Annotated in this window: 16 protein-coding genes and 1 tRNA gene; 12 read left to right on the top strand and 5 right to left on the bottom strand. The window is 68.2% G+C overall.

Annotated features, from left to right (window positions below; genetic code table 11):
• Window positions 1-10: 10 nt before the first annotated feature.
• Window positions 11-1,237 carry a pyridoxal phosphate-dependent aminotransferase gene (locus tag ACZ7L0_RS08065; protein WP_471241555.1) on the bottom strand — a complete coding sequence of 409 codons (1,227 nt, stop codon included), beginning with the start codon at window positions 1,235-1,237 and terminating at the stop codon, window positions 11-13.
• Window positions 1,238-1,498: 261 nt separating this feature from the next.
• On the opposite strand from ACZ7L0_RS08065, the gene ACZ7L0_RS08060 reads away from it, so the two are divergent.
• The 12 genes from ACZ7L0_RS08060 (at window position 1,499) to ACZ7L0_RS08005 (ending at window position 16,559) form a co-directional block, all read left to right on the top strand.
• A tRNA-Trp gene (locus ACZ7L0_RS08060) sits at window positions 1,499-1,571 on the top strand.
• A gap of 107 nt (window positions 1,572-1,678) precedes the next feature.
• Window positions 1,679-1,966, top strand: a complete 288-nt coding sequence (gene secE, locus ACZ7L0_RS08055) for a preprotein translocase subunit SecE (RefSeq protein WP_471241554.1) — start codon at window positions 1,679-1,681, stop codon at window positions 1,964-1,966.
• Window positions 1,967-2,047: 81 nt separating this feature from the next.
• Window positions 2,048-2,929 carry a transcription termination/antitermination protein NusG gene (gene nusG / locus ACZ7L0_RS08050; protein ID WP_471241553.1) on the top strand — a complete coding sequence of 294 codons (882 nt, stop codon included), beginning with the start codon at window positions 2,048-2,050 and terminating at the stop codon, window positions 2,927-2,929.
• 167 nt (window positions 2,930-3,096) lie between these two features.
• Window positions 3,097-3,531, top strand: coding sequence for a 50S ribosomal protein L11 (gene rplK, locus ACZ7L0_RS08045; RefSeq protein WP_033528316.1), 435 nt, complete (start codon window positions 3,097-3,099; stop codon window positions 3,529-3,531).
• Window positions 3,532-3,625: 94 nt separating this feature from the next.
• Window positions 3,626-4,351: a 50S ribosomal protein L1 gene (gene rplA / locus ACZ7L0_RS08040; RefSeq protein ID WP_471241552.1), complete on the top strand. Its 726-nt coding sequence runs from the start codon at window positions 3,626-3,628 to the stop codon at window positions 4,349-4,351.
• 166 nt (window positions 4,352-4,517) lie between these two features.
• Window positions 4,518-5,429 carry an SCO4651 family lipoprotein gene (locus tag ACZ7L0_RS08035; protein WP_471241551.1) on the top strand — a complete coding sequence of 304 codons (912 nt, stop codon included), beginning with the start codon at window positions 4,518-4,520 and terminating at the stop codon, window positions 5,427-5,429.
• Window positions 5,430-5,525: 96 nt separating this feature from the next.
• Window positions 5,526-6,326 carry an SCO4651 family lipoprotein gene (locus ACZ7L0_RS08030; RefSeq protein WP_471241550.1) on the top strand — a complete coding sequence of 267 codons (801 nt, stop codon included), beginning with the start codon at window positions 5,526-5,528 and terminating at the stop codon, window positions 6,324-6,326.
• Window positions 6,327-6,628: 302 nt separating this feature from the next.
• Window positions 6,629-7,159: a 50S ribosomal protein L10 gene (gene rplJ, locus ACZ7L0_RS08025; RefSeq protein WP_471241549.1), complete on the top strand. Its 531-nt coding sequence runs from the start codon at window positions 6,629-6,631 to the stop codon at window positions 7,157-7,159.
• 114 nt (window positions 7,160-7,273) lie between these two features.
• Window positions 7,274-7,657, top strand: coding sequence for a 50S ribosomal protein L7/L12 (rplL, locus tag ACZ7L0_RS08020; protein WP_094215523.1), 384 nt, complete (start codon window positions 7,274-7,276; stop codon window positions 7,655-7,657).
• Window positions 7,658-8,223: 566 nt separating this feature from the next.
• Window positions 8,224-11,709, top strand: a complete 3,486-nt coding sequence (gene rpoB, locus ACZ7L0_RS08015; RefSeq protein ID WP_471241548.1) for a DNA-directed RNA polymerase subunit beta — start codon at window positions 8,224-8,226, stop codon at window positions 11,707-11,709.
• A gap of 97 nt (window positions 11,710-11,806) precedes the next feature.
• On the top strand, window positions 11,807-15,706 hold the full coding sequence (locus ACZ7L0_RS08010) for a DNA-directed RNA polymerase subunit beta' (protein WP_471241547.1): 3,900 nt from the start codon (window positions 11,807-11,809) through the stop codon (window positions 15,704-15,706).
• A gap of 169 nt (window positions 15,707-15,875) precedes the next feature.
• Window positions 15,876-16,559 carry a hypothetical protein gene (locus ACZ7L0_RS08005; protein WP_471241546.1) on the top strand — a complete coding sequence of 228 codons (684 nt, stop codon included), beginning with the start codon at window positions 15,876-15,878 and terminating at the stop codon, window positions 16,557-16,559.
• Between the two features lie 12 nt (window positions 16,560-16,571).
• On the opposite strand, the gene ACZ7L0_RS08000 is transcribed toward ACZ7L0_RS08005, so the two are convergent.
• The 4 genes from ACZ7L0_RS08000 to ACZ7L0_RS07985 form a co-directional block, all read right to left on the bottom strand.
• Window positions 16,572-17,513, bottom strand: coding sequence for a hypothetical protein (locus tag ACZ7L0_RS08000; RefSeq protein WP_471241545.1), 942 nt, complete (start codon window positions 17,511-17,513; stop codon window positions 16,572-16,574).
• Window positions 17,514-17,602: 89 nt separating this feature from the next.
• The gene (locus tag ACZ7L0_RS07995) at window positions 17,603-18,802 is read right to left on the bottom strand and encodes a M48 family metalloprotease (RefSeq protein WP_471241544.1); all 1,200 of its coding nucleotides are present in this window, start codon (window positions 18,800-18,802) and stop codon (window positions 17,603-17,605) included.
• Between the two features lie 28 nt (window positions 18,803-18,830).
• Window positions 18,831-19,382, bottom strand: coding sequence for a Pycsar system effector family protein (locus ACZ7L0_RS07990; RefSeq protein WP_471241543.1), 552 nt, complete (start codon window positions 19,380-19,382; stop codon window positions 18,831-18,833).
• Complete coding sequence (locus ACZ7L0_RS07985) at window positions 19,379-20,875, bottom strand: hypothetical protein (RefSeq protein WP_471241542.1); 1,497 nt, start codon at window positions 20,873-20,875, stop codon at window positions 19,379-19,381. The genes ACZ7L0_RS07990 and ACZ7L0_RS07985 overlap by 4 nt, the downstream gene beginning before the upstream one ends.
• Window positions 20,876-20,900: the final 25 nt, after the last annotated feature.

Here is a 20,900-nt window from a genome sequence, read left to right as displayed (position 1 = left end):
AGGGCGGACGTCAGTCCTGCGCCTCCGCCAGCAGCTTCTGCATCCGGCTCACGCCCTCGACGAGGTCCTCGTCACCGAGCGCGTACGACAGCCGCAGGTAGCCGGGGGTGCCGAAGGCCTCGCCCGGGACGACCGCGACCTCGGCCTCCTCCAGGATGAGGGCGGCCAGCTCCACCGAGTTCTGCGGGCGCTTGCCCCGGATCTCCTTGCCGAGCAGGGCCTTCACCGACGGGTACGCGTAGAAGGCGCCCTCCGGCTCCGGGCAGAGCACGCCGTCGATCTCGTTGAGCATCCGCACGATGGTCTTGCGGCGCCGGTCGAAGGCCTCGCGCATCTCCGCGACGGCCGACAGGTCGCCCGAGACGGCCGCCAGCGCCGCGACCTGGGCCACGTTCGAGACGTTCGAGGTGGCGTGCGACTGCAGGTTCGTCGCGGCCTTCACGACGTCCTTCGGGCCGATGACCCAGCCCACGCGCCAGCCGGTCATCGCGTACGTCTTCGCGACACCGTTGACCACGATGCACTTGTCCCGCAGCTCGGGCAGGATCGCGGGCAGCGAGGTGAACTTCGCGTCCCCGTAGACCAGGTGCTCGTAGATCTCGTCGGTCAGCACCCACAGGCCGTGCTCGACCGCCCAGCGGCCGATCGCCTCGGCGTCCTCGGCGCTGTAGACCGCGCCGGTCGGGTTCGAGGGGGAGACGAAGAGCACGACCTTCGTCTTCTCCGTGCGGGCCGCCTCCAGCTGCTCCACGCTCACCCGGTAGCCGGTCGTCTCGTCCGCGACGACCTCCACCGGGACACCGCCGGCCAGCCGGATCGACTCCGGGTACGTCGTCCAGTAAGGCGCCGGGACGATGACCTCGTCGCCCGGGTCGAGGATGGCCGCGAAGGCCTCGTAGATGGCCTGCTTGCCGCCGTTGGTGACCAGGATCTGCGACGGGTCGACCTCATAGTCGGAGTCGCGCAGCGTCTTCGCGGCGATCGCGGCCTTCAGCTCGGGCAGACCGCCGGCCGGGGTGTACCGGTGGTACTTGGGGTTCTTGCAGGCCTCGACGGCCGCCTCGACGATGTAGTCCGGGGTCGGGAAGTCGGGCTCACCCGCGCCGAAGCCGATCACCGGACGCCCGGCGGCCTTGAGGGCCTTGGCCTTGGCGTCCACGGCGAGGGTGGCGGACTCGGAGATCGCGCCGACTCGGGCGGAGACCCGGCGCTCGGTGGGAGGGGTTGCAGCGCTCATGGGGCCATCGTTTCAGACCGGAAACGTGCCCGGCACGCGGGTTTCACCCACTGAACAGCATTGGGCCGAGTCGTGAACAAGGGTCCGAATATGCGGCCCGGCCAGGACGATCTTCCGCGCGGGGAGCCTGTACGGGCGCTTTCTGTTCGACGCCGGGCCCGCGACCACGTACACTCTCACCTCGTTGGCCTTCAGCAGCCGCGCCCCAACCGGTGCACACCGAGCACCCGGTCGGATGCGGTACGTTGGGGGACACAGCAAAGGGTCGTAGCTCAATTGGTAGAGCACCGGTCTCCAAAACCGGCGGTTGGGGGTTCAAGTCCCTCCGGCCCTGCTACACACACCGCCAGGATGTGTGCGCATGTACGTACAGCAATGCACCGCCGTGCGGCTCAGAAACCGGGCGCGGCACGGCCACGACCCGGGACCAGGTGAGGACGAATGACGGACGCCGTGGGCTCCATCGACACGCCTGACGCCCAGGACGAGGTGCCGGAGTCCAAGAAGAAGTCCCGCAAGGGCGGTAAGCGCGCCAAGAAGGGCCCGCTGAAGCGCCTCGCGATCTTCTACCGCCAGATCATCGCGGAGCTCCGCAAGGTCGTCTGGCCGTCGCGCAACCAGCTGACGTCGTACACCACCGTGGTGATCTTCTTCGTCGCCATCATGATCGCTCTGGTGACCGTGATTGACTATGGGCTCAACCACGCGGCCAAGTACGTTTTCGGCTGAGCCAAGAGCGAAGGGCGCCGTGGTTACCGGCGCCCGTTTTCGCATGTTCCACCCCTATGTATCCAGGAAGAAGCAGCCACCGTGTCTGACCCGAACCTGAACGACGCCGTTGAGTCACGCGGAGATGCCGCCGAGTCCGTGGATGACGAGCTCGACATCGTCGAGGGCGCGGACGAGCAGGACGAGTTCGAGGCTGCGGAAGCCGCACTGGGTGAGGCCGCCGAGGAAACCGCTCTGCACGTCGAGGACGAGTCCGGCGAGGACGTCGAGGACGAGGACGTCGACGCCGCCGACCTGGCCGTGTCCGACGAGACCGAGGTCGAGGCCGAGGAAGAGGCCGAGCCCGTCGATCCCGTCCAGGCCCTGCGCGAGGAGCTGCGCACCCTGCCCGGCGAGTGGTACGTGATCCACACCTACGCCGGTTACGAGAACCGCGTGAAGACCAACCTGGAGCAGCGCGCCGTCTCGCTGAACGTCGAGGACTACATCTTCCAGGCCGAGGTGCCGCAGGAAGAGGTCGTCCAGATCAAGAACGGCGACCGCAAGACGATCAAGCAGAACAAGCTGCCGGGTTACGTCCTGGTCCGCATGGACCTGACCAACGAGTCCTGGGGTGTCGTCCGCAACACCCCCGGCGTCACCGGCTTCGTCGGCAACGCCTACGACCCGTACCCGCTGACCCTGGACGAGATCGTCAAGATGCTCGCCCCGGAGGCCGAGGAGAAGGCCGCCCGCGAGGCCGCCGAGGCCGAGGGCAAGCCGGCTCCGCAGCGCAAGGTCGAGGTCCAGGTCCTGGACTTCGAGGTCGGCGACTCGGTCACCGTCACCGACGGCCCGTTCGCCACGCTCCAGGCCACCATCAACGAGATCAACCCCGACTCGAAGAAGGTCAAGGGCCTGGTGGAGATCTTCGGCCGCGAGACGCCGGTCGAGCTGTCCTTCGACCAGATCCAGAAGAACTAGTTTTTCTGGACGCATTCCTTCCGCGCAGGTCAGGCGGGCTGCCTCAGCCTGTCTGACCTGCACGGTTTTTGGCCGCGCATCTATACCCGTTATCGTTGTGCGGTATGCCTGCGTCCGGGTGGTCCCCGGATGCCGGCAGGACCCGAATTGAAAGGACCCGGAGAGCAATGCCTCCCAAGAAGAAGAAGGTCACGGGGCTCATCAAGCTCCAGATCCAGGCCGGCGCCGCCAACCCGGCTCCGCCGGTCGGCCCGGCGCTGGGTCAGCACGGCGTCAACATCATGGAGTTCTGCAAGGCCTACAACGCCGCGACCGAGTCGCAGCGCGGTTGGGTCATCCCGGTGGAGATCACGGTCTACGAGGACCGTTCCTTCACCTTCGTGACCAAGACTCCGCCGGCCGCGAAGATGATCCTCAAGGCCGCGGGCATCGAGAAGGGCTCCGGCGAGCCGCACAAGACCAAGGTCGCCAAGATCACCGAGGCGCAGGTCCGCGAGATCGCCACCACCAAGATGCCCGACCTCAACGCCAACGACCTGGACGCCGCCGCGAAGATCATCGCCGGCACCGCCCGTTCCATGGGCGTCACGGTCGAGGGCTGAACCCCACCTTCGTAGAACCATGCGGCCTCGGCCGCACGTGGCAGGGCCTGCTCGGCCCATACCACGACTCCTTTCAGAACCCACAGGAGCAGTTGTGAGCAAGCGCAGCAAGGCTCTCCGCGCTGCGGACGCCAAGGTCGACCGGGAGAAGCTGTACGCCCCGCTCGAGGCCGTCCGTCTCGCCAAGGAGACCTCCACGACCAAGTTCGACGGCACCGTCGAGGTCGCCTTCCGTCTGGGTGTCGACCCGCGCAAGGCCGACCAGATGGTCCGTGGCACCGTGAACCTTCCGCACGGCACCGGTAAGACCGCCCGGGTCCTGGTCTTCGCGACCGGTGACCGTGCCGAGGCCGCGCGTGCCGCGGGCGCCGACATCGTCGGTGCCGACGAGCTGATCGACGAGGTGTCGAAGGGCCGTCTGGACTTCGACGCCGTCGTCGCCACCCCGGACCTCATGGGCAAGGTCGGCCGCCTCGGCCGTGTCCTCGGCCCGCGTGGTCTGATGCCGAACCCGAAGACCGGCACCGTGACCCCGGACGTGGCCAAGGCCGTGACCGAGATCAAGGGCGGCAAGATCGAGTTCCGCGTCGACAAGCACTCGAACCTGCACTTCATCATCGGCAAGGTGTCGTTCGACGACAGCAAGCTGGTGGAGAACTACGGCGCCGCGCTGGAGGAGATCCTCCGTCTGAAGCCGTCCGCCGCCAAGGGTCGCTACATCAAGAAGGCCGCGATCAGCACCACGATCGGCCCCGGCGTTCCGGTCGACCCGAACCGCACCCGCAACCTCCTCGTCGAGGAGGACCCGGCCGCCGTCTGAGCCCTGCGCTCACCCCGGTAGCCGCGTCAGCGACGCGACAAAAAGAGGGCGGGCCCCGCAACCTTTCGAGGTGCGGGGCCCGTCCTTTCTTTGCACGACCTTTCGTACGACTGTCAGTGGCCTGGGTTACGGTGCAGGCACAGAACTCGCATAGGGGTGGGACGAGATGAAGAGCACGACCGTGCGCCGGGTGACCCTCTCGATAGCGGTGGTGACCGCGCTGACGGGGGTGGCCGCCTGCGGCTCCTCCGACGGAGACTCCGCAAAGGGTGGCAAGGCGGGCGGGAAGAGCGTCACGCACGTCAGCCCCATCGCCGCGCTGCGCTCGGCGGAGAAGTCCACCGACAAGGCCGAGTCGGCCAAGGTCCGCTCCACCACGTCCATCGGCGACGCGATGTCCATGACGGCAGACGGCGCCCTCGCCTGGGGCGACGGGCTGCGGGGCAACCTCACCATCACGTACACCGGCGGCCAGATGGCCGACGCGATGCGCCAGCTCGGCTCGACGTCGATGGAGGCCCGCTATCTGCCGGACGCCTACTACGCGAAGATGAGCGAGAAGTTCGCCGAGCAGACGGGCGGCAAGCACTGGATCAAGTACGCGTACGACGACCTCGCCAAGCTCGCCGGCGGCTCGGGCGCGTACCTCAAGGACCAGATGCAGAACACCACCCCGAACCAGTCGGTGAAGATGCTGCTGGCCTCCGGCGACGTGAAGAAGGTCGGCGACGAGAAGGTGGCCGGCGTGCACACCACCCACTACTCGGGCACGGTGAACGTCGCCGACCTCGCCGACAAGAGCAGCAACCTCAGCGCCTCCCAGCTCGCCGACCTGAAGAAGCAGCTCAGCCAGGCCGGCGTCACCACGGACACCGTCGACATCTGGATCAACGACCAGGACCTGCTGGTCAAGAAGGTCGAGAAGGCGGACACCGCGAACGGCGCCATGACCAGCACGGCGTACTACACCGACTACGGCGTGAAGGTCTCCGCCGAGGAGCCGCCGGCCAGTGACACCAAGGACTTCAAGGACCTGATGAAGGCCAGCGGGACCGTGACGGGCGGCACCGGCTCCTGATCCCCCGGCTTCGGAAAACCACCGGCCCTCTCACGTCCCCCGCGTTACGCTCACGGCCTTGTTGTGCGTCGACTGTGTGTGTGATTCGGGGGACTGATGAGGCCGTCCGCAGGGGCTGTCGCGCTCGCCGCTGTGCTGCTCGCCGCGGGAGCGGCCGGCTGTACGAAGGGGGACGACTCCTCGTCGGACCCCGCGACGCCCGCCGGGGCCGTCGCCCGGGCCGCGCAGAAGACCGCCGGCCTCACCTCCCTGCGCTACCGCATGACCGGGCGGATACCCGAGCAGGGCCGGATCCGTGCCGAGGCCTCGTACGGGCCGAAGGCCAGCAGCCTGAAGACCCGGGTGATCGGCGGAGAGCACCCCGGCACCAACGAGATGCGGCTCATCGGCAGGGTGCTCTACGGCTCCACCAAGCCCGAGCACGGCAAGCACTGGGTCTGCTACGGCGCCCTGGAGCGCGGCAAGCTCGACGACGTCCTGGTCCTGAACACCAGGAACCTGCGGGACGAGGCCGGCCGGAACCCGGCCGCCGAGGCCTCCTTCCTGACCGCGGCGAAGGACGTGAAGAAGGCCGGCAGCGAGACCGTCGACGGCGTACGCGCCACCCACTACACCGGCACGGCCACCCTCGACGCGATCAAGGCGAAGGTGAAGCCCGGCAGGAGCCTGAGGCCCTACCGCACGCTGGGCGTCGACGAACTCACCATGGACCTCTGGGTCGGCCCCGACGACCGGGCCAGGCAGGTGCGTCTGCGGGGCATGGGACGCCACGGCGAGCTCGACCTCACGATCACCTTCCTCGCCTACGACAAGCGGGTGGCGGTCAAGGCCCCGCCCGCCTCGGACACCGCGGACCTCACCAAGCGGCTCAAGCCCGTGAAGACCGGGAAGAGCTGACCCGGAAGGGCGCACGGGGAGGGCCGAACGGGCGGATTTGCTTCACTGCGACCCGTTCCCGTACTCTCCTACAGAAGCCAAAGACCGCTGGTCGTCGCTGTGCGCTCCGAGGAGGGTGCGGTGGCCGAAGGATCCGCTGAAATGCGGACGACCCGCGCAGGTGACAGTGGAAGAGCTCCCGGAGCACGCGCGTCCTCGCGCATGCGGCCGGTCGAGTCCGCCCCGAGCACCTGTGCCGGGGCGTTTCGTTTTCCGCAGCCCCTTCCGAGCGGTCTCATCACCCGGAAGGAGGCCGACGCTCTATGGCAAGGCCCGACAAGGCTGCCGCGGTAGCCGAGCTCGCGGAGCAGTTCCGCAGCTCGAACGCCGCCGTGCTGACCGAGTACCGGGGTCTCACCGTGGCGCAGCTCAAGAACCTGCGCCGTTCGCTCGGTGAGAACGCCCAGTACGCCGTGGTGAAGAACACGCTGACCAAGATTGCGGCCAACGAGGCCGGGATCACGACGCTCGACGACCTGTTCAATGGTCCGACGGCGGTTGCCTTCGTCACCGGTGACCCGGTGGAGTCGGCGAAGGGTCTTCGTGACTTCGCCAAGGACAACCCCAACCTCGTCATCAAGGGCGGTGTCCTTGACGGCAAGGCGCTGTCCGCCGACGAGATCAAGAAGCTTGCGGACCTCGAGTCCCGCGAGGTTCTGCTCTCCAAGCTGGCGGGTGCCTTCAAGGGCAAGCAGTCCCAGGCTGCGCAGCTCTTCCAGGCGCTTCCCTCGAAGCTCGTCCGCACCGTGGACGCCCTTCGCGCCAAGCAGGACGAGCAGGGCGGTGCCGAGTAACTCGGCTCGCGAAATGACCGCCGCCGCCTGAGGCAGTGGTCGTAGCGGGCCGAACGTACGCCCGCCAAACATGTACATCCGGCACCAGCCGAATTAGTGGAAGGATCGCCCACCATGGCGAAGCTCAGCCAGGAAGACCTGCTCGCGCAGTTCGAGGAGATGACCCTCATCGAGCTCTCCGAGTTCGTGAAGGCCTTCGAGGAGAAGTTCGACGTCACCGCCGCCGCCGCGGTCGCCGTCGCGGGCCCGGCCGGTCCGGCCGCCGCCGCCCCGGTCGAGGAGGAGAAGGACGAGTTCGACGTCATCCTCACCGGTGCCGGCGACAAGAAGATCCAGGTCATCAAGGTCGTGCGTGAGCTGACCTCCCTGGGTCTGAAGGAGGCCAAGGACCTCGTGGACGGCGCCCCGAAGCCCGTTCTCGAGAAGGTCGCCAAGGACGCCGCCGAGAAGGCCGCCGAGTCCCTCAAGGGCGCCGGCGCCTCGGTCGAGGTCAAGTAAGACCTGCGCGACGGCCGGAACGGCCCGCTAGGGCTGTAACGGTCACGCACCGAAGAGCGATCATCCATCCGGGTGGTCGCTCTTCGGCGTTTTCGGGGTCCGGCCACGGTTGCCTTGCACCGCAGATGGTGAGGGGTAAGGTGATCTTCGTCTTGTCCCCGGGCACCCCGGTTCGGGCCAGGGGGGCCTTGACGAACCGCACGCAGCGCGCAATTCTCAGGACGCGTCGTCACAAGGATCCGAATCCGAGGCATGGATCGACGACGAAGAGGGCAGTATCAACGTGCGTTGAGGGCAGCATGCCGAGGGCGTTGAGAAGAGCGGTGAGCACAGCGAGGGTCTCGAAAAACCCGCACTGGACATCAGTGTGCCAAGTGGCTACACTGACCCTTTGCGCTGCCTGTTAGCTGTCCCCTGCCCGTCACCAGGGGTCTGCCCTCACCCGAGCATCGACGACAAACGCTCCCTGACCTGGCCCCTCGGCCAAACAGGGACAACCTGTCTCCATGTGTGGGAGAGGGGCCGGTACGCGCGTAGTGAGTCCGAGCCCTCGGAAGGACCCCCTCTTGGCCGCCTCGCGCAACGCCTCGACCGCGAATACGAACAACGGCGCCAGCACTGCCCCGCTGCGCATCTCCTTTGCAAAGATCAAGGAGCCCCTCGAGGTTCCGAACCTTCTCGCGCTGCAAACCGAGAGCTTTGACTGGCTGCTCGGTAACACCGCGTGGCAGGCTCGCGTCGAGGAGGCTCTCGAGAACGGTCAGGACGTCCCCACCAAGTCCGGCCTCGAGGAGATCTTCGAGGAGATCTCCCCGATCGAGGACTTCTCCGGGTCGATGTCGCTGACCTTCCGCGACCACCGTTTCGAGCCGCCGAAGAACAGCATCGACGAGTGCAAGGAGCGCGACTTCACGTACGCCGCTCCCCTGTTCGTGACGGCCGAGTTCACCAACAACGAGACCGGCGAGATCAAGTCCCAGACCGTCTTCATGGGCGACTTCCCGCTCATGACGAACAAGGGCACCTTCGTCATCAACGGCACCGAGCGTGTCGTGGTGTCGCAGCTGGTCCGTTCGCCGGGTGTCTACTTCGACTCCAGCATCGACAAGACGTCCGACAAGGACATCTTCTCCGCCAAGATCATCCCGTCCCGGGGTGCCTGGCTGGAGATGGAGATCGACAAGCGCGACATGGTCGGTGTCCGCATCGACCGCAAGCGCAAGCAGTCCGTCACCGTCCTCCTGAAGGCGCTCGGCTGGACGACCGAGCAGATCCTCGAGGAGTTCGGCGAGTACGAGTCCATGCGCGCCACCCTGGAGAAGGACCACACCCAGGGCCAGGACGACGCGCTGCTCGACATCTACCGCAAGCTGCGCCCGGGCGAGCCCCCCACGCGTGAGGCCGCGCAGACGCTGCTCGAGAACCTGTACTTCAACCCCAAGCGCTACGACCTCGCCAAGGTCGGCCGCTACAAGGTCAACAAGAAGCTGGGTGCGGACGCTCCGCTCGACGCGGGCATCCTGACCGTCGAGGACATCATCTCGACGATCAAGTACCTGGTGAAGCTGCACGCCGGTGAGACCGAGACGACGGGCGACAGCGGCGGCTCGATCGTCGTCGAGACCGACGACATCGACCACTTCGGCAACCGTCGTCTGCGCAGCGTCGGCGAGCTCATCCAGAACCAGGTCCGTACGGGTCTGGCGCGTATGGAGCGTGTCGTCCGCGAGCGCATGACGACTCAGGACGTCGAGGCGATCACGCCGCAGACCCTGATCAACATCCGGCCGGTCGTCGCCTCCATCAAGGAGTTCTTCGGCACCAGCCAGCTCTCGCAGTTCATGGACCAGAACAACCCGCTGTCCGGGCTGACGCACAAGCGTCGTCTGTCCGCGCTCGGCCCGGGTGGTCTCTCCCGTGAGCGGGCCGGCTTCGAGGTCCGTGACGTGCACCCGTCCCACTACGGCCGCATGTGCCCGATCGAGACGCCCGAAGGCCCGAACATCGGTCTGATCGGTTCGCTCGCCTCGTACGGCCGCGTCAACGCGTTCGGTTTCGTCGAGACGCCGTACCGCAAGGTCGTCGACGGCCAGGTCACCGACGAGGTGGACTACCTGACCGCCGACGAGGAGGACCGCTTCGTCATCGCGCAGGCCAACGCCACCCTCAACGACGACCTGCGGTTCACCGAGAACCGCGTCCTGGTCCGCCGTCGTGGCGGCGAGGTCGACTACGTCGCCGGTGACGACGTGGACTACATGGACGTCTCGCCGCGCCAGATGGTGTCGGTCGCGACCGCCATGATCCCCTTCCTCGAGCACGACGACGCCAACCGTGCCCTCATGGGCGCGAACATGATGCGTCAGGCCGTGCCGCTGATTAAGTCCGAGTCCCCGCTCGTCGGCACCGGCATGGAGTACCGCTCCGCCGTCGACGCCGGCGACGTGGTCAAGGCCGAGAAGGCGGGTGTGGTCCAGGAGGTCTCCGCGGACTACATCACCACCGCCAACGACGACGGCACGTACATCACGTACCGCCTGGCCAAGTTCGCCCGTTCCAACCAGGGCACCTCGGTCAACCAGAAGGTCATCGTCAACGAGGGTGACCGGATCATCGAGGGCCAGGTCCTCGCCGACGGTCCGGCCACCCAGAACGGCGAGATGGCGCTGGGCAAGAACCTGCTCGTGGCGTTCATGCCGTGGGAGGGTCACAACTACGAGGACGCGATCATCCTGTCGCAGCGCCTCGTGCAGGACGACGTCCTCTCCTCGATCCACATCGAGGAGCACGAGGTCGACGCCCGTGACACCAAGCTCGGCCCCGAGGAGATCACCCGGGACATCCCGAACGTCTCCGAGGAGGTCCTCGCCGACCTCGACGAGCGCGGCATCATCCGTATCGGTGCCGAGGTCATCGCCGGTGACATCCTCGTCGGCAAGGTGACCCCCAAGGGTGAGACCGAGCTGACCCCCGAGGAGCGCCTGCTGCGCGCGATCTTCGGTGAGAAGGCCCGTGAGGTCCGTGACACCTCGCTGAAGGTGCCGCACGGCGAGACCGGCAAGGTCATCGGCGTGCGCGTCTTCGACCGCGAGGAGGGCGACGAGCTTCCCCCCGGTGTGAACCAGCTGGTGCGCGTGTACGTCGCGCAGAAGCGCAAGATCACCGACGGTGACAAGCTCGCCGGCCGTCACGGCAACAAGGGTGTCATCTCGAAGATCCTGCCCATCGAGGACATGCCGTTCCTCGAGGACGGAACTCCGGTCGACATCATCCTCAACCCGCTCGGCGTGCCGTCCCGAATGAACCCGGGACAGGTTCTGGAGATCCACCTCGGCTGGCTCGCCAGCCGCGGCTGGGACGTCTCCGGTCTCGCCGACGAGTGGGCCCAGCGTCTGCAGGTCATCGGCGCCGACAGCGTCGCCCCCGGCACCAACGTCGCCACCCCGGTGTTCGACGGTGCGCGTGAGGACGAGCTGGCGGGTCTGCTGCAGCACACCATCCCGAACCGCGACGGCGAGCGCATGGTGCTCCCGTCCGGCAAGGCGCGGCTGTTCGACGGCCGTAGCGGTGAGCCGTTCCCGGACCCGATCTCGGTCGGCTACATGTACATCCTGAAGTTGCACCACCTGGTCGACGACAAGCTGCACGCCCGTTCGACCGGCCCGTACTCGATGATCACCCAGCAGCCGCTGGGTGGTAAGGCCCAGTTCGGTGGCCAGCGGTTCGGCGAGATGGAGGTGTGGGCGCTGGAGGCATACGGCGCCGCGTACGCCCTCCAGGAGCTGCTGACCATCAAGTCCGACGACGTCACCGGCCGCGTGAAGGTCTACGAGGCCATCGTCAAGGGCGAGAACATCCCCGAGCCCGGCATCCCCGAGTCCTTCAAGGTGCTCATCAAGGAGATGCAGTCGCTCTGCCTGAACGTGGAGGTGCTGTCCAGCGACGGTATGTCCATCGAGATGCGTGACACCGACGAGGACGTCTTCCGCGCTGCGGAGGAGCTCGGCATCGACCTGTCCCGGCGCGAGCCGAGCAGCGTCGAAGAGGTCTGACGGGAGTCCGGCGGGGCCCTCACCCACAGGGCCCCGCCGACCCCCAGGCCCCCGTATCAGACCAAAGACTTTCGACCCTGAGAGGGATTGACGCATAGTGCTCGACGTCAACTTCTTCGACGAGCTCCGGATCGGCCTGGCCACCGCTGACGACATCCGTCAGTGGAGCCACGGCGAGGTCAAGAAGCCCGAGACCATCAACTACCGCACCCTCAAGCCCGAAAAGGACGGACTCTTCTGCGAGAAGATCTTCGGTCCGACCCGGGACTGGGAGTGCTACTGCGGCAAGTACAAGCGCGTCCGCTTCAAGGGCATCATCTGCGAGCGGTGTGGCGTCGAGGTCACCCGCGCCAAGGTGCGTCGTGAGCGGATGGGCCACATCGAGCTCGCCGCCCCCGTCACGCACATCTGGTACTTCAAGGGTGTCCCGAGCCGTCTGGGCTACCTGCTCGACCTGGCTCCCAAGGACCTCGAGAAGGTCATCTACTTCGCGGCGTACATGATCACGTACGTCGACGAGGAGCGCCGCACCCGTGACCTGCCCTCCCTGGAGGCGCACGTCTCCGTCGAGCGGCAGCAGATCGAGAACCGCCGCGACGCCGACCTGGAAGGCCGGGCCAAGAAGCTCGAGGCCGACCTGGCCGAGCTGGAGGCCGAGGGTGCCAAGGCCGACGTGCGCCGCAAGGTGCGCGAGGGCGCCGAGCGTGAGATGAAGCAGCTGCGCGACCGTGCGCAGCGCGAGATCGACCGCCTCGACGAGGTGTGGACCCGCTTCAAGAACCTCAAGGTCCAGGACCTCGAGGGCGACGAGCTGCTCTACCGCGAGCTGCGGGACCGCTTCGGTACGTACTTCGACGGTTCGATGGGTGCCGCGGCGCTGCAGAAGCGCCTGGAGTCCTTCGACCTCGACGAGGAGGCCGAGCGCCTCCGCGAGATCATCCGTACCGGCAAGGGCCAGAAGAAGACCCGTGCGCTCAAGCGCCTGAAGGTCGTCTCCGCGTTCCTGCAGACCAGCAACAGCCCCAAGGGCATGGTGCTCGACTGCGTGCCGGTCATCCCGCCGGACCTGCGTCCGATGGTGCAGCTGGACGGTGGCCGCTTCGCGACCTCCGACCTGAACGACCTGTACCGCCGTGTGATCAACCGCAACAACCGACTGAAGCGCCTTCTCGACCTCGGTGCCCCCGAGATCATCGTGAACAACGAGAAGCGCATGCTCCAGGAGGCCGTGGACGCGCTGTTCGACAACGGCCGTCGCGGCCGTCCGGTCACCGGTCCCGGTAACCGCCCGCTGAAGTCCCTCAGCGACATGCTGAAGGGTAAGCAGGGTCGATTCCGTCAGAACCTGCTCGGTAAGCGTGTGGACTACTCCGCGCGTTCCGTGATCGTCGTCGGTCCGCAGCTGAAGCTGCACCAGTGCGGTCTGCCCAAGGCGATGGCGCTGGAGCTCTTCAAGCCGTTCGTGATGAAGCGGCTCGTGGACCTCAACCACGCGCAGAACATCAAGAGCGCCAAGCGCATGGTGGAGCGCGGCCGTACGGTCGTGTACGACGTCCTCGAAGAGGTCATCGCCGAGCACCCGGTTCTGCTGAACCGTGCGCCCACCCTGCACCGCCTCGGCATCCAGGCCTTCGAGCCGCAGCTGGTCGAGGGCAAGGCCATCCAGATCCACCCGCTCGTCTGCACCGCGTTCAACGCGGACTTCGACGGTGACCAGATGGCCGTGCACCTGCCGCTGTCCGCGGAGGCGCAGGCCGAGGCCCGCATCCTGATGCTGTCCTCGAACAACATCCTCAAGCCCGCCGACGGCCGTCCGGTGACGATGCCGACCCAGGACATGGTCCTCGGTCTGTTCTTCCTCACCACCGACGGCGAGCTGCGTGACACCAAGGGCGAGGGCCGCGCGTTCGGCTCCACGGCCGAGGCGATCATGGCGTTCGACGCCGGCGAGCTGGCGCTGCAGTCGACGATCGACATCCGCTTCCCGGTGGGCACCATCCCGCCGCGCGGCTGGACCCCGCCGGCGCGCGAGGAGGGCGAGCCCGAGTGGCAGCAGGGTGACTCGTTCCGGCTGCGCACCACCCTGGGCCGCGCGCTCTTCAACGAGCTGCTGCCCGAGGACTACCCGTTCGTCGACTACTCGGTGGGCAAGAAGCAGCTCTCCGAGATCGTCAACGACCTGGCCGAGCGCTACCCCAAGGTCATCGTGGCGGCGACGCTCGACAACCTGAAGGCGGCCGGCTTCTACTGGGCGACCCGTTCCGGCGTCACCGTGGCCATCTCCGACGTCGTCGTTCCCGAGGCGAAGAAGGAGATCGTCAAGGGCTACGAGGCGCAGGACGAGAAGGTCCAGAAGCAGTACGAGCGCGGTCTGATCACCAAGGAAGAGCGCACGCAGGAGCTCATCGCGATCTGGACCAAGGCGACCAACGAGGTCGCCGAGGCGATGAACGAGAACTTCCCCAAGACCAACCCCATCTTCATGATGGTTGACTCGGGTGCCCGAGGAAACATGATGCAGATGCGGCAGATCGCCGGTATGCGCGGTCTGGTGTCGAACGCGAAGAACGAGACCATCCCGCGTCCGATCAAGGCGTCCTTCCGTGAGGGCCTGTCCGTGCTGGAGTACTTCATCTCCACGCACGGTGCCCGTAAGGGTCTGGCGGACACCGCCCTGCGTACCGCCGACTCGGGTTACCTGACCCGTCGTCTGGTGGACGTCTCGCAGGACGTCATCATCCGCGAGGAGGACTGCGGCACCGAGCGCGGTCTGAAGCTGCGGATCGCCAACCGCGGCGCCGACGGTGTGCTGCGCAAGGCGGACGACGTCGAGACCAGCGTCTACGCCCGTATGCTCGCCGAGGACGTCGTCATCGACGGCAAGGTGATCGCGCCGGCCAACGTGGACCTCGGCGACGTGCTCATCGACCAGCTCGTGCACCACGGTGTCGAGGAGGTCAAGACCCGCTCGATCCTGACCTGCGAGTCGCACGTCGGCACCTGCGCCATGTGCTACGGCCGCTCGCTGGCCACCGGCAAGCTGGTCGACATCGGTGAGGCGGTCGGCATCATCGCCGCCCAGTCCATCGGTGAGCCCGGTACCCAGCTGACGATGCGTACCTTCCACACCGGTGGTGTGGCCGGTGACGACATCACCCAGGGTCTGCCGCGTGTCGTCGAGCTCTTCGAGGCCCGTACCCCGAAGGGTGTCGCCCCGATCTCCGAGGCCCAGGGCCGCGTCCGGATCGAGGAGACCGAGAAGACCAAGAAGATCGTCGTCACCCCGGACGACGGCAGCGACGAGACGGCGTTCCCGATCTCGAAGCGCGCCCGACTCCTGGTCAGCGAGGGCGAGCACGTCGAGGTGGGCCAGAAGCTCACCGTGGGTGCCACCAACCCGCACGACGTGCTGCGCATCCTGGGTCAGCGTGCCGTCCAGGTCCACCTGGTCGGCGAGGTCCAGAAGGTGTACAACTCGCAGGGTGTGTCGATCCACGACAAGCACATCGAGATCATCATCCGGCAGATGCTGCGCCGTGTGACGATCATCGAGTCCGGCGACGCCGAGCTGCTGCCCGGCGAGCTGGTCGAGCGCTCGAAGTTCGAGCAGGAGAACCGTCGTGTGGTCCAGGAGGGCGGTCACCCGGCCTCCGGTCGTCCGCAGCTCATGGGTATCACCAAGGCCTCGCTGGCCACGGAGTCCTGGCTGTCGGCGGCGTCCTTCCAGGAGACGACCAGGGTCCTCACGGACGCGGCGATCAACGCCAAGTCCGACTCCCTGATCGGCCTCAAGGAGAACGTCATCATCGGTAAGCTCATCCCGGCCGGTACGGGTCTGTCCCGCTACCGCAACATCCGGGTCGAGCCGACCGAGGAGGCCAAGGCCGCGATGTACTCGGCCGTCGGCTACGACGACATCGACTACTCGCCGTTCGGCACGGGCTCCGGCCAGGCCGTTCCGCTGGAGGACTACGACTACGGTCCGTACAACCAGTAAGCGAGCAGTATGAAGGGCGGCCACTCCGTTACGGGGTGGCCGCCCTTCGGCGTTGTCCGGGTGTCCTTTCGAGTGATCACATGGTGCCGGCGGGCGGCGTCGGCGGGCTGTCGGTGGGCGGTGTGCGAGGTTGAGGGCCCGAGCCCACCGGAGCGGAGGTGCCGACGCCATGGCGTCTGTGATGGCCCGTGGCCTGGCCGCGGTCGCGGTGGTCGCCGCGCTGGCGGCTACCGCCGGATGCAAGGAGAAGGAACCGGGCGGTGCGGCCACGCGGGACACTCCGACCGGGACCGCGCGGACCGAGGGCGGGGACACCGGGACCGGGGCGTCGACCTCGGCCGGCGCGGACGACCCGCTGGGGTCCCTCTTTCCGGAGCAGGACAGCGGGGGCGGCGGCGCGGCGGCGATCAAGGTGCCCACCGCGAACGTGGGTGAACCGGCCGGCGGCAAGGTCGCCTTCGTCAACAGCACCGATCAGCGCGACACCCTGCGGACCATCACCGCCACCACCGACAACGGGTCGATCTCGGTCAGCGGCTGCCAGAACGTCGAGTTGCCGCCCGGCGGCACCTGTGTGGCCGACCTTCAGCACACCGCGTCAGCGCCCGGGCAGTACACCGGGCAGCTGACCGCCGTGACCTCACAGGGCCGCACGCTCACCGCGACCATCACCGGAGAGGCGATCGGATCCTCGCCGTCGAGCTCGTACACCCAGGGCTCCACGACCCCGCAGCCTTCGACGACCCCACAGCCTTCGACGCCCTCGCTCACCGACCCCGACACGGGGGACCCGTCGGCCTCGACGCCCGACGACACGGGTGTCTCCTCGCCCGGCGTGACCGATCTCCCCTGAGCGCCACCGGCCCTACGTGCCGCGGATCTCCACCCACGCGTTGCCGTCGTCGGGCAGTTCCACCACCACGCGGTTCTTGTAGTAGCGCGAGGCGTAGGAGACCAGATAGAAGCGGTGCGGGGCCTTCGCGATGATCCGAAAGCCGATGTACTCGTACCGGTACGGTCCGCGCTTGTCGCCCAGATCCCTGAGCTTGATGCTCGGGGCGTGGTGGGGGAGCAGCACTCGCGAGTGGACCACCACGCGCAGGCTCTTCCGGTAACCGCCCTCCGCCTCCTCGACGGCCTTCGAGTGGCCAGCCGCGTCCACGTACCGCGACATGTCGTAGAACAGGCTCATCGACAGCAGCCCGATGAGCAGGGCACCGGCCGCCAGCCACAGCCGGTCGCCGGTCCCGCCCTGTCGGGTTCCCGCCCTCCTGTCCTGGCCCAGGTGCAGCAGGACGGCGAAGAAGGCCAGCGTCGCGCCCAGCGCCACCACGAGGGACGGCAGGAACTGGCGCGCCCGGCCCTCCGGGGGCAATGGGATCAGCAGCCGGTCGGAGGAGAAGACCTGAACGCCCGCCAGCATCAGCACGACGCCGACACCGAGCAGCAGACGAAAAGCCCTGCGGCGCCAGACCGCGTGCTCCGGGTGGGCCAGCCAGTGCCCCACCCCGCCGAGGCACAGCAGGACGATCATCCCGGCGAGCAGCATGTAGTACACGGGCAGGAAGATCGCCTCGGGGCTCTGGGCCACGACGCTCTGGAAGGAGATCTGGAGATCACTCGAGACGACGCCGAGGGTGCTGTTGTACGACTGCGTGTAGATGCTGCCGAAGTAGTAGAGCAGGCCGATGACGACGGTCCCCGGTGCCGCGATGTACGCCGCCTTCTCCAGGAACGCGAACTTCGGCGGTCGCGGAGGCGGAGGCGTCGGTTGTCGTTCGGACGGCGGCGCCTGCGGTGCGGGCATGGCCCCAGTCTGTGCGCCGGGGGCCAGGCCCGCATGTGAGGTGACTCCGCCCGGATGAGCGGGCTTCCTCGCCGGGCTGTCAGGGGCTGTCAGCCGTACTGCTGGAGGTACGGCTGCAGGTGGTGCAGCCGCGTGTGGTGGTCCGGGTGCGAGGACAGCAGCTTGGCCAGGGAGCTCTCCTCGACGGGGACGCCGCCGTTGCGCGCGGTGAGCGCGGCCTTTTCCTGTTCCTCCTGCTGGTGCAGCTTGTGCAGTACGCCGACCAGCATGGGCGCGAAGCCGAGGGCGGCCGCGTGCTCGTCGGCGCGCAGCTCGGAGCGGCGGCCGACGGCGGCGAGCGCGTAGGGGACGCCGAGGATCAGCAGCGGGAGGCCGTACAGCGTGCTGATGGTCGCCATGGCGAGGCCGCCGACGCCCAGCACGACGAAGGCGACGCCGAAGCAGCCGAAGGCCTTGGAGACGTGGAAGGCCACGGTGGAGACGGCCTTCAGGACACGCCAGGCGAGGCGGCCGGGCAGCGCGTACCAGTAGCCGAGCAGGCCGGACCAGGCGTGGCCGCCCACGTGGTGGCCCAGCTCGTGCGCCAGGACGGCGGCCAGTTCGCCGTTGGGGAGGTTGTTCATGGCGAACCGGGTGACCCCGACGATGTGGCCCGCCGCGGCGACCGCGTTCAGGGCGTCGCTGTCCTCGACCCAGAGTTCGTAGTTGCGGCCCTCCACCCCGGCGCGGGCCGTGACTTCCCGCCAGACCGGTTCGAGTTTGGCTCGTTCTTGTGGAGTGGGGTAGCGCAAACGGAGTAGATGGCGCGCGAGGGCGCTTTCCGTGGGCCGGTGGAAGACGAGTGCGCCGCTGGCGAGCCAGAGCAGGATCACGAGGAACGCGAGCTCGCCGAAGAAGGCGGAGAGCAGTCCGACGACGCAGAGGCTGCACAGGAAGTTCGGCAGGTAGAGCAGGAGCGCGCCGACCGTTGTGGCGTCCGTGCGCCGCTGCTGGTTGGAGAGGTGGACGCGGCGGGCGTCGGTGCTGATGTGGTGCGGGTGGGCGGTGTCCTGCGGAGCCGGCGCAGGCGGTGCGGCCTGAGGGGCGGCGGGGGGCGTGAGCGAAGTCTGCGGGTACTGGGGCGGTATGGGGGTCTGGGGGTACTGGGGTGCGGCCTGCTGCGGGTACTGGGGTGCGGCCTGGGGGTACTGCGGAGCGGCCTGCTGCGGGTACTGGGGTGCGGCCTGCGGGTACTGCGGCGGGTGCGGGTACCCCGGGTACTCCGATGGCGAGGGCGGCGGCTGGGTCATGGTCGTTCCTTAGATTGGTGCTGGTGGGTCAGCCGATCAGCAGCGAGGCGGGCAGCAGGACCGTGCCGGTGCAGAAGGCGATCAGGCCGGTGCGGATCCACTGGTGCTTGCGCGCGGCGATACGGCTCATCTCGGCGAGGGCCGCCGTCAGCCCGGTCGTCGGGTCGCGCCGGGTGTCCCCGAGCGCGGCCTCCAGCCGGCCCATCCGGACGGCTTGCTGGATGTCGCCGAAGTACGACAGAGGGCGGCCTGGCGCCCATGTCCCCGAACGGAAGCGGGGCAGGACGGCGAGCAGCAGGGCGAAGAGCGACAGGCCGAGCGCCAGGGTGCCGGCCCACCACAACGCCGTTGCGGGCCCGGAGAGCTCGGAAGGCGTCCAGTCCTGCCCGGCCAGCAGGCCGCTGAACACGCCCGCGGTCATCCCGAGCGCCGCGACCAGCACGGACGCCTTGCTGTCGGCCCGGGCGACCTCGTTGCGCAGCTCGGTGAGGAGCCGCTCGCACAACGGGACGAGCTCGGCGGGGTCGGGCGGCTCCGGCGGCGGGGTGGTGGGGGCGGGCCCGGGCGCGGTGCCGGTCATGCGCCGCCGCCCTCCGGGTCCTCGTCGGGCCGGGTCGGAGCACTCCCGTACCCGGGCGGCGGCTGCCACGCGGGCGGTTGCGGTGCCTGCGGCGGTGCCGGTGCCGTGGTCGGCATCCCGGGGTACGGCGCCGGAGGCGTCGGCGGGGGCGGGGGGAAGGCGCCCGCGGCAGGGGGAGCGGAGGGGAACGCGGGCGTGGGGAAGACGCCAGAACCGGGCGTTCCGTAGGGACCCGCTCCGTAGGGACCGGGGAGGGGCGGCGCGGCGGGGGTTCCGTACGGATTCGGGAAACCGGCCGCGGGGCTCGGAGGGGTGCCCACCGGGCCGGGGTCCTGTTCCTCGTCCCCGGAGCCGGAGCCGGGGGCGGGCGGCCCCGGGTAGGCCGGTCCCTCGCCCGGCGCCAAGGGGGGCGGTGTCTGCGGTACGCCCGGCAGGCGCTGGTTGAGGATGTCGTTGACCGTGCGCAGGGCCAGCTGTTTGGGGCCCTCCAACTCCCAGTTCTCCGCCGCGTCCCCGGCCAGCAACTGCTTCACCAGGTCCATCTGTGCCTGGATCATGCGGAGTTGGTCGTCGCGCAGGCTGCTCATGACGACTCGGGAGTCCTCGGGGTGCTGGGCGAGATGCAGCGCCCAGGCGTGCACACCGCCCTGCTGCAGGTGGTACTGGTAGAAGTTGATCTTCTCGGCTTCCAGCCGCTGGAGCTCCAGCTGCTGTTGCCCTGCCAGCAGCGCCTGCTGGTGCTGCCATTGCTGCTGCTGGAGCAGATAGGCCTGCTGCTGGGTGCCGTACGCCATGGCCCGCTCGATCTGCAGCGCGTCCTGCTGACGGCCCCGCAGGTCGACCGCCACGTCGATGTCCATGCCCTGCTGGGCGGCGAGGATCTGCTCGGCGGCGGAGTGGCCGATGGCCTGCTTGCGCAGCTCGTGGTCGATGTTGGCCTGGTCCCGGCGCAGCCGCAGCGTCCAGGTGACCTGGAGGCCGGCCGGGGCGCCGAGCGGGCCCAGCAGCCGCATCCGCTCCAGCAGCTCCTCCTCCGCCGCCGCGCTGTCGGCCACGGCGAACCGGCGGGTCACCGGCCGGGCCGCCTGCTGGAGTTCGCCCAGCAGCAGTGCGGGCACGTCCCGGTGCCCGGTGGCCACGAACCGGGCCGGGTCCAGCACCTGCCAGGACAGGTCGACCGCGGCCGTGAACTCGAACGCGTCGTTGTCGCTGGGCAGCAGCAGGTCGGAGGTGTGCGGGTGCACGCCCATGTCCACCTCGTACACGGCCGTGTAGTGGTTGGCCACGATGTCGGCGCGGGTCGGTCGCCGGGGCGGCAGGTACGCCTCGTAGCCGCCCTGGGAAGTGGAGAAGACCAGGGCGTTGTCGATGCGGACGTAGGACTTGAGGCTGAACTCGAAGCGGGACAGCTGGCGGACGGTCAGGACCGGGTCGATCAGTTGCGAGTGCCGGTCGGCCTGCTGCTGCCACTCGGGCTGGCGGAAGGTGGGCATGAGCGGATCTCCTGGGGCGGCCCGC

This window comes from Streptomyces sp. NPDC039424, from assembly GCF_055639495.1.
The sequence above is the reverse complement of the archived record's forward strand: the minus strand, read 5'-3'. Positions and strand labels throughout refer to the sequence as shown.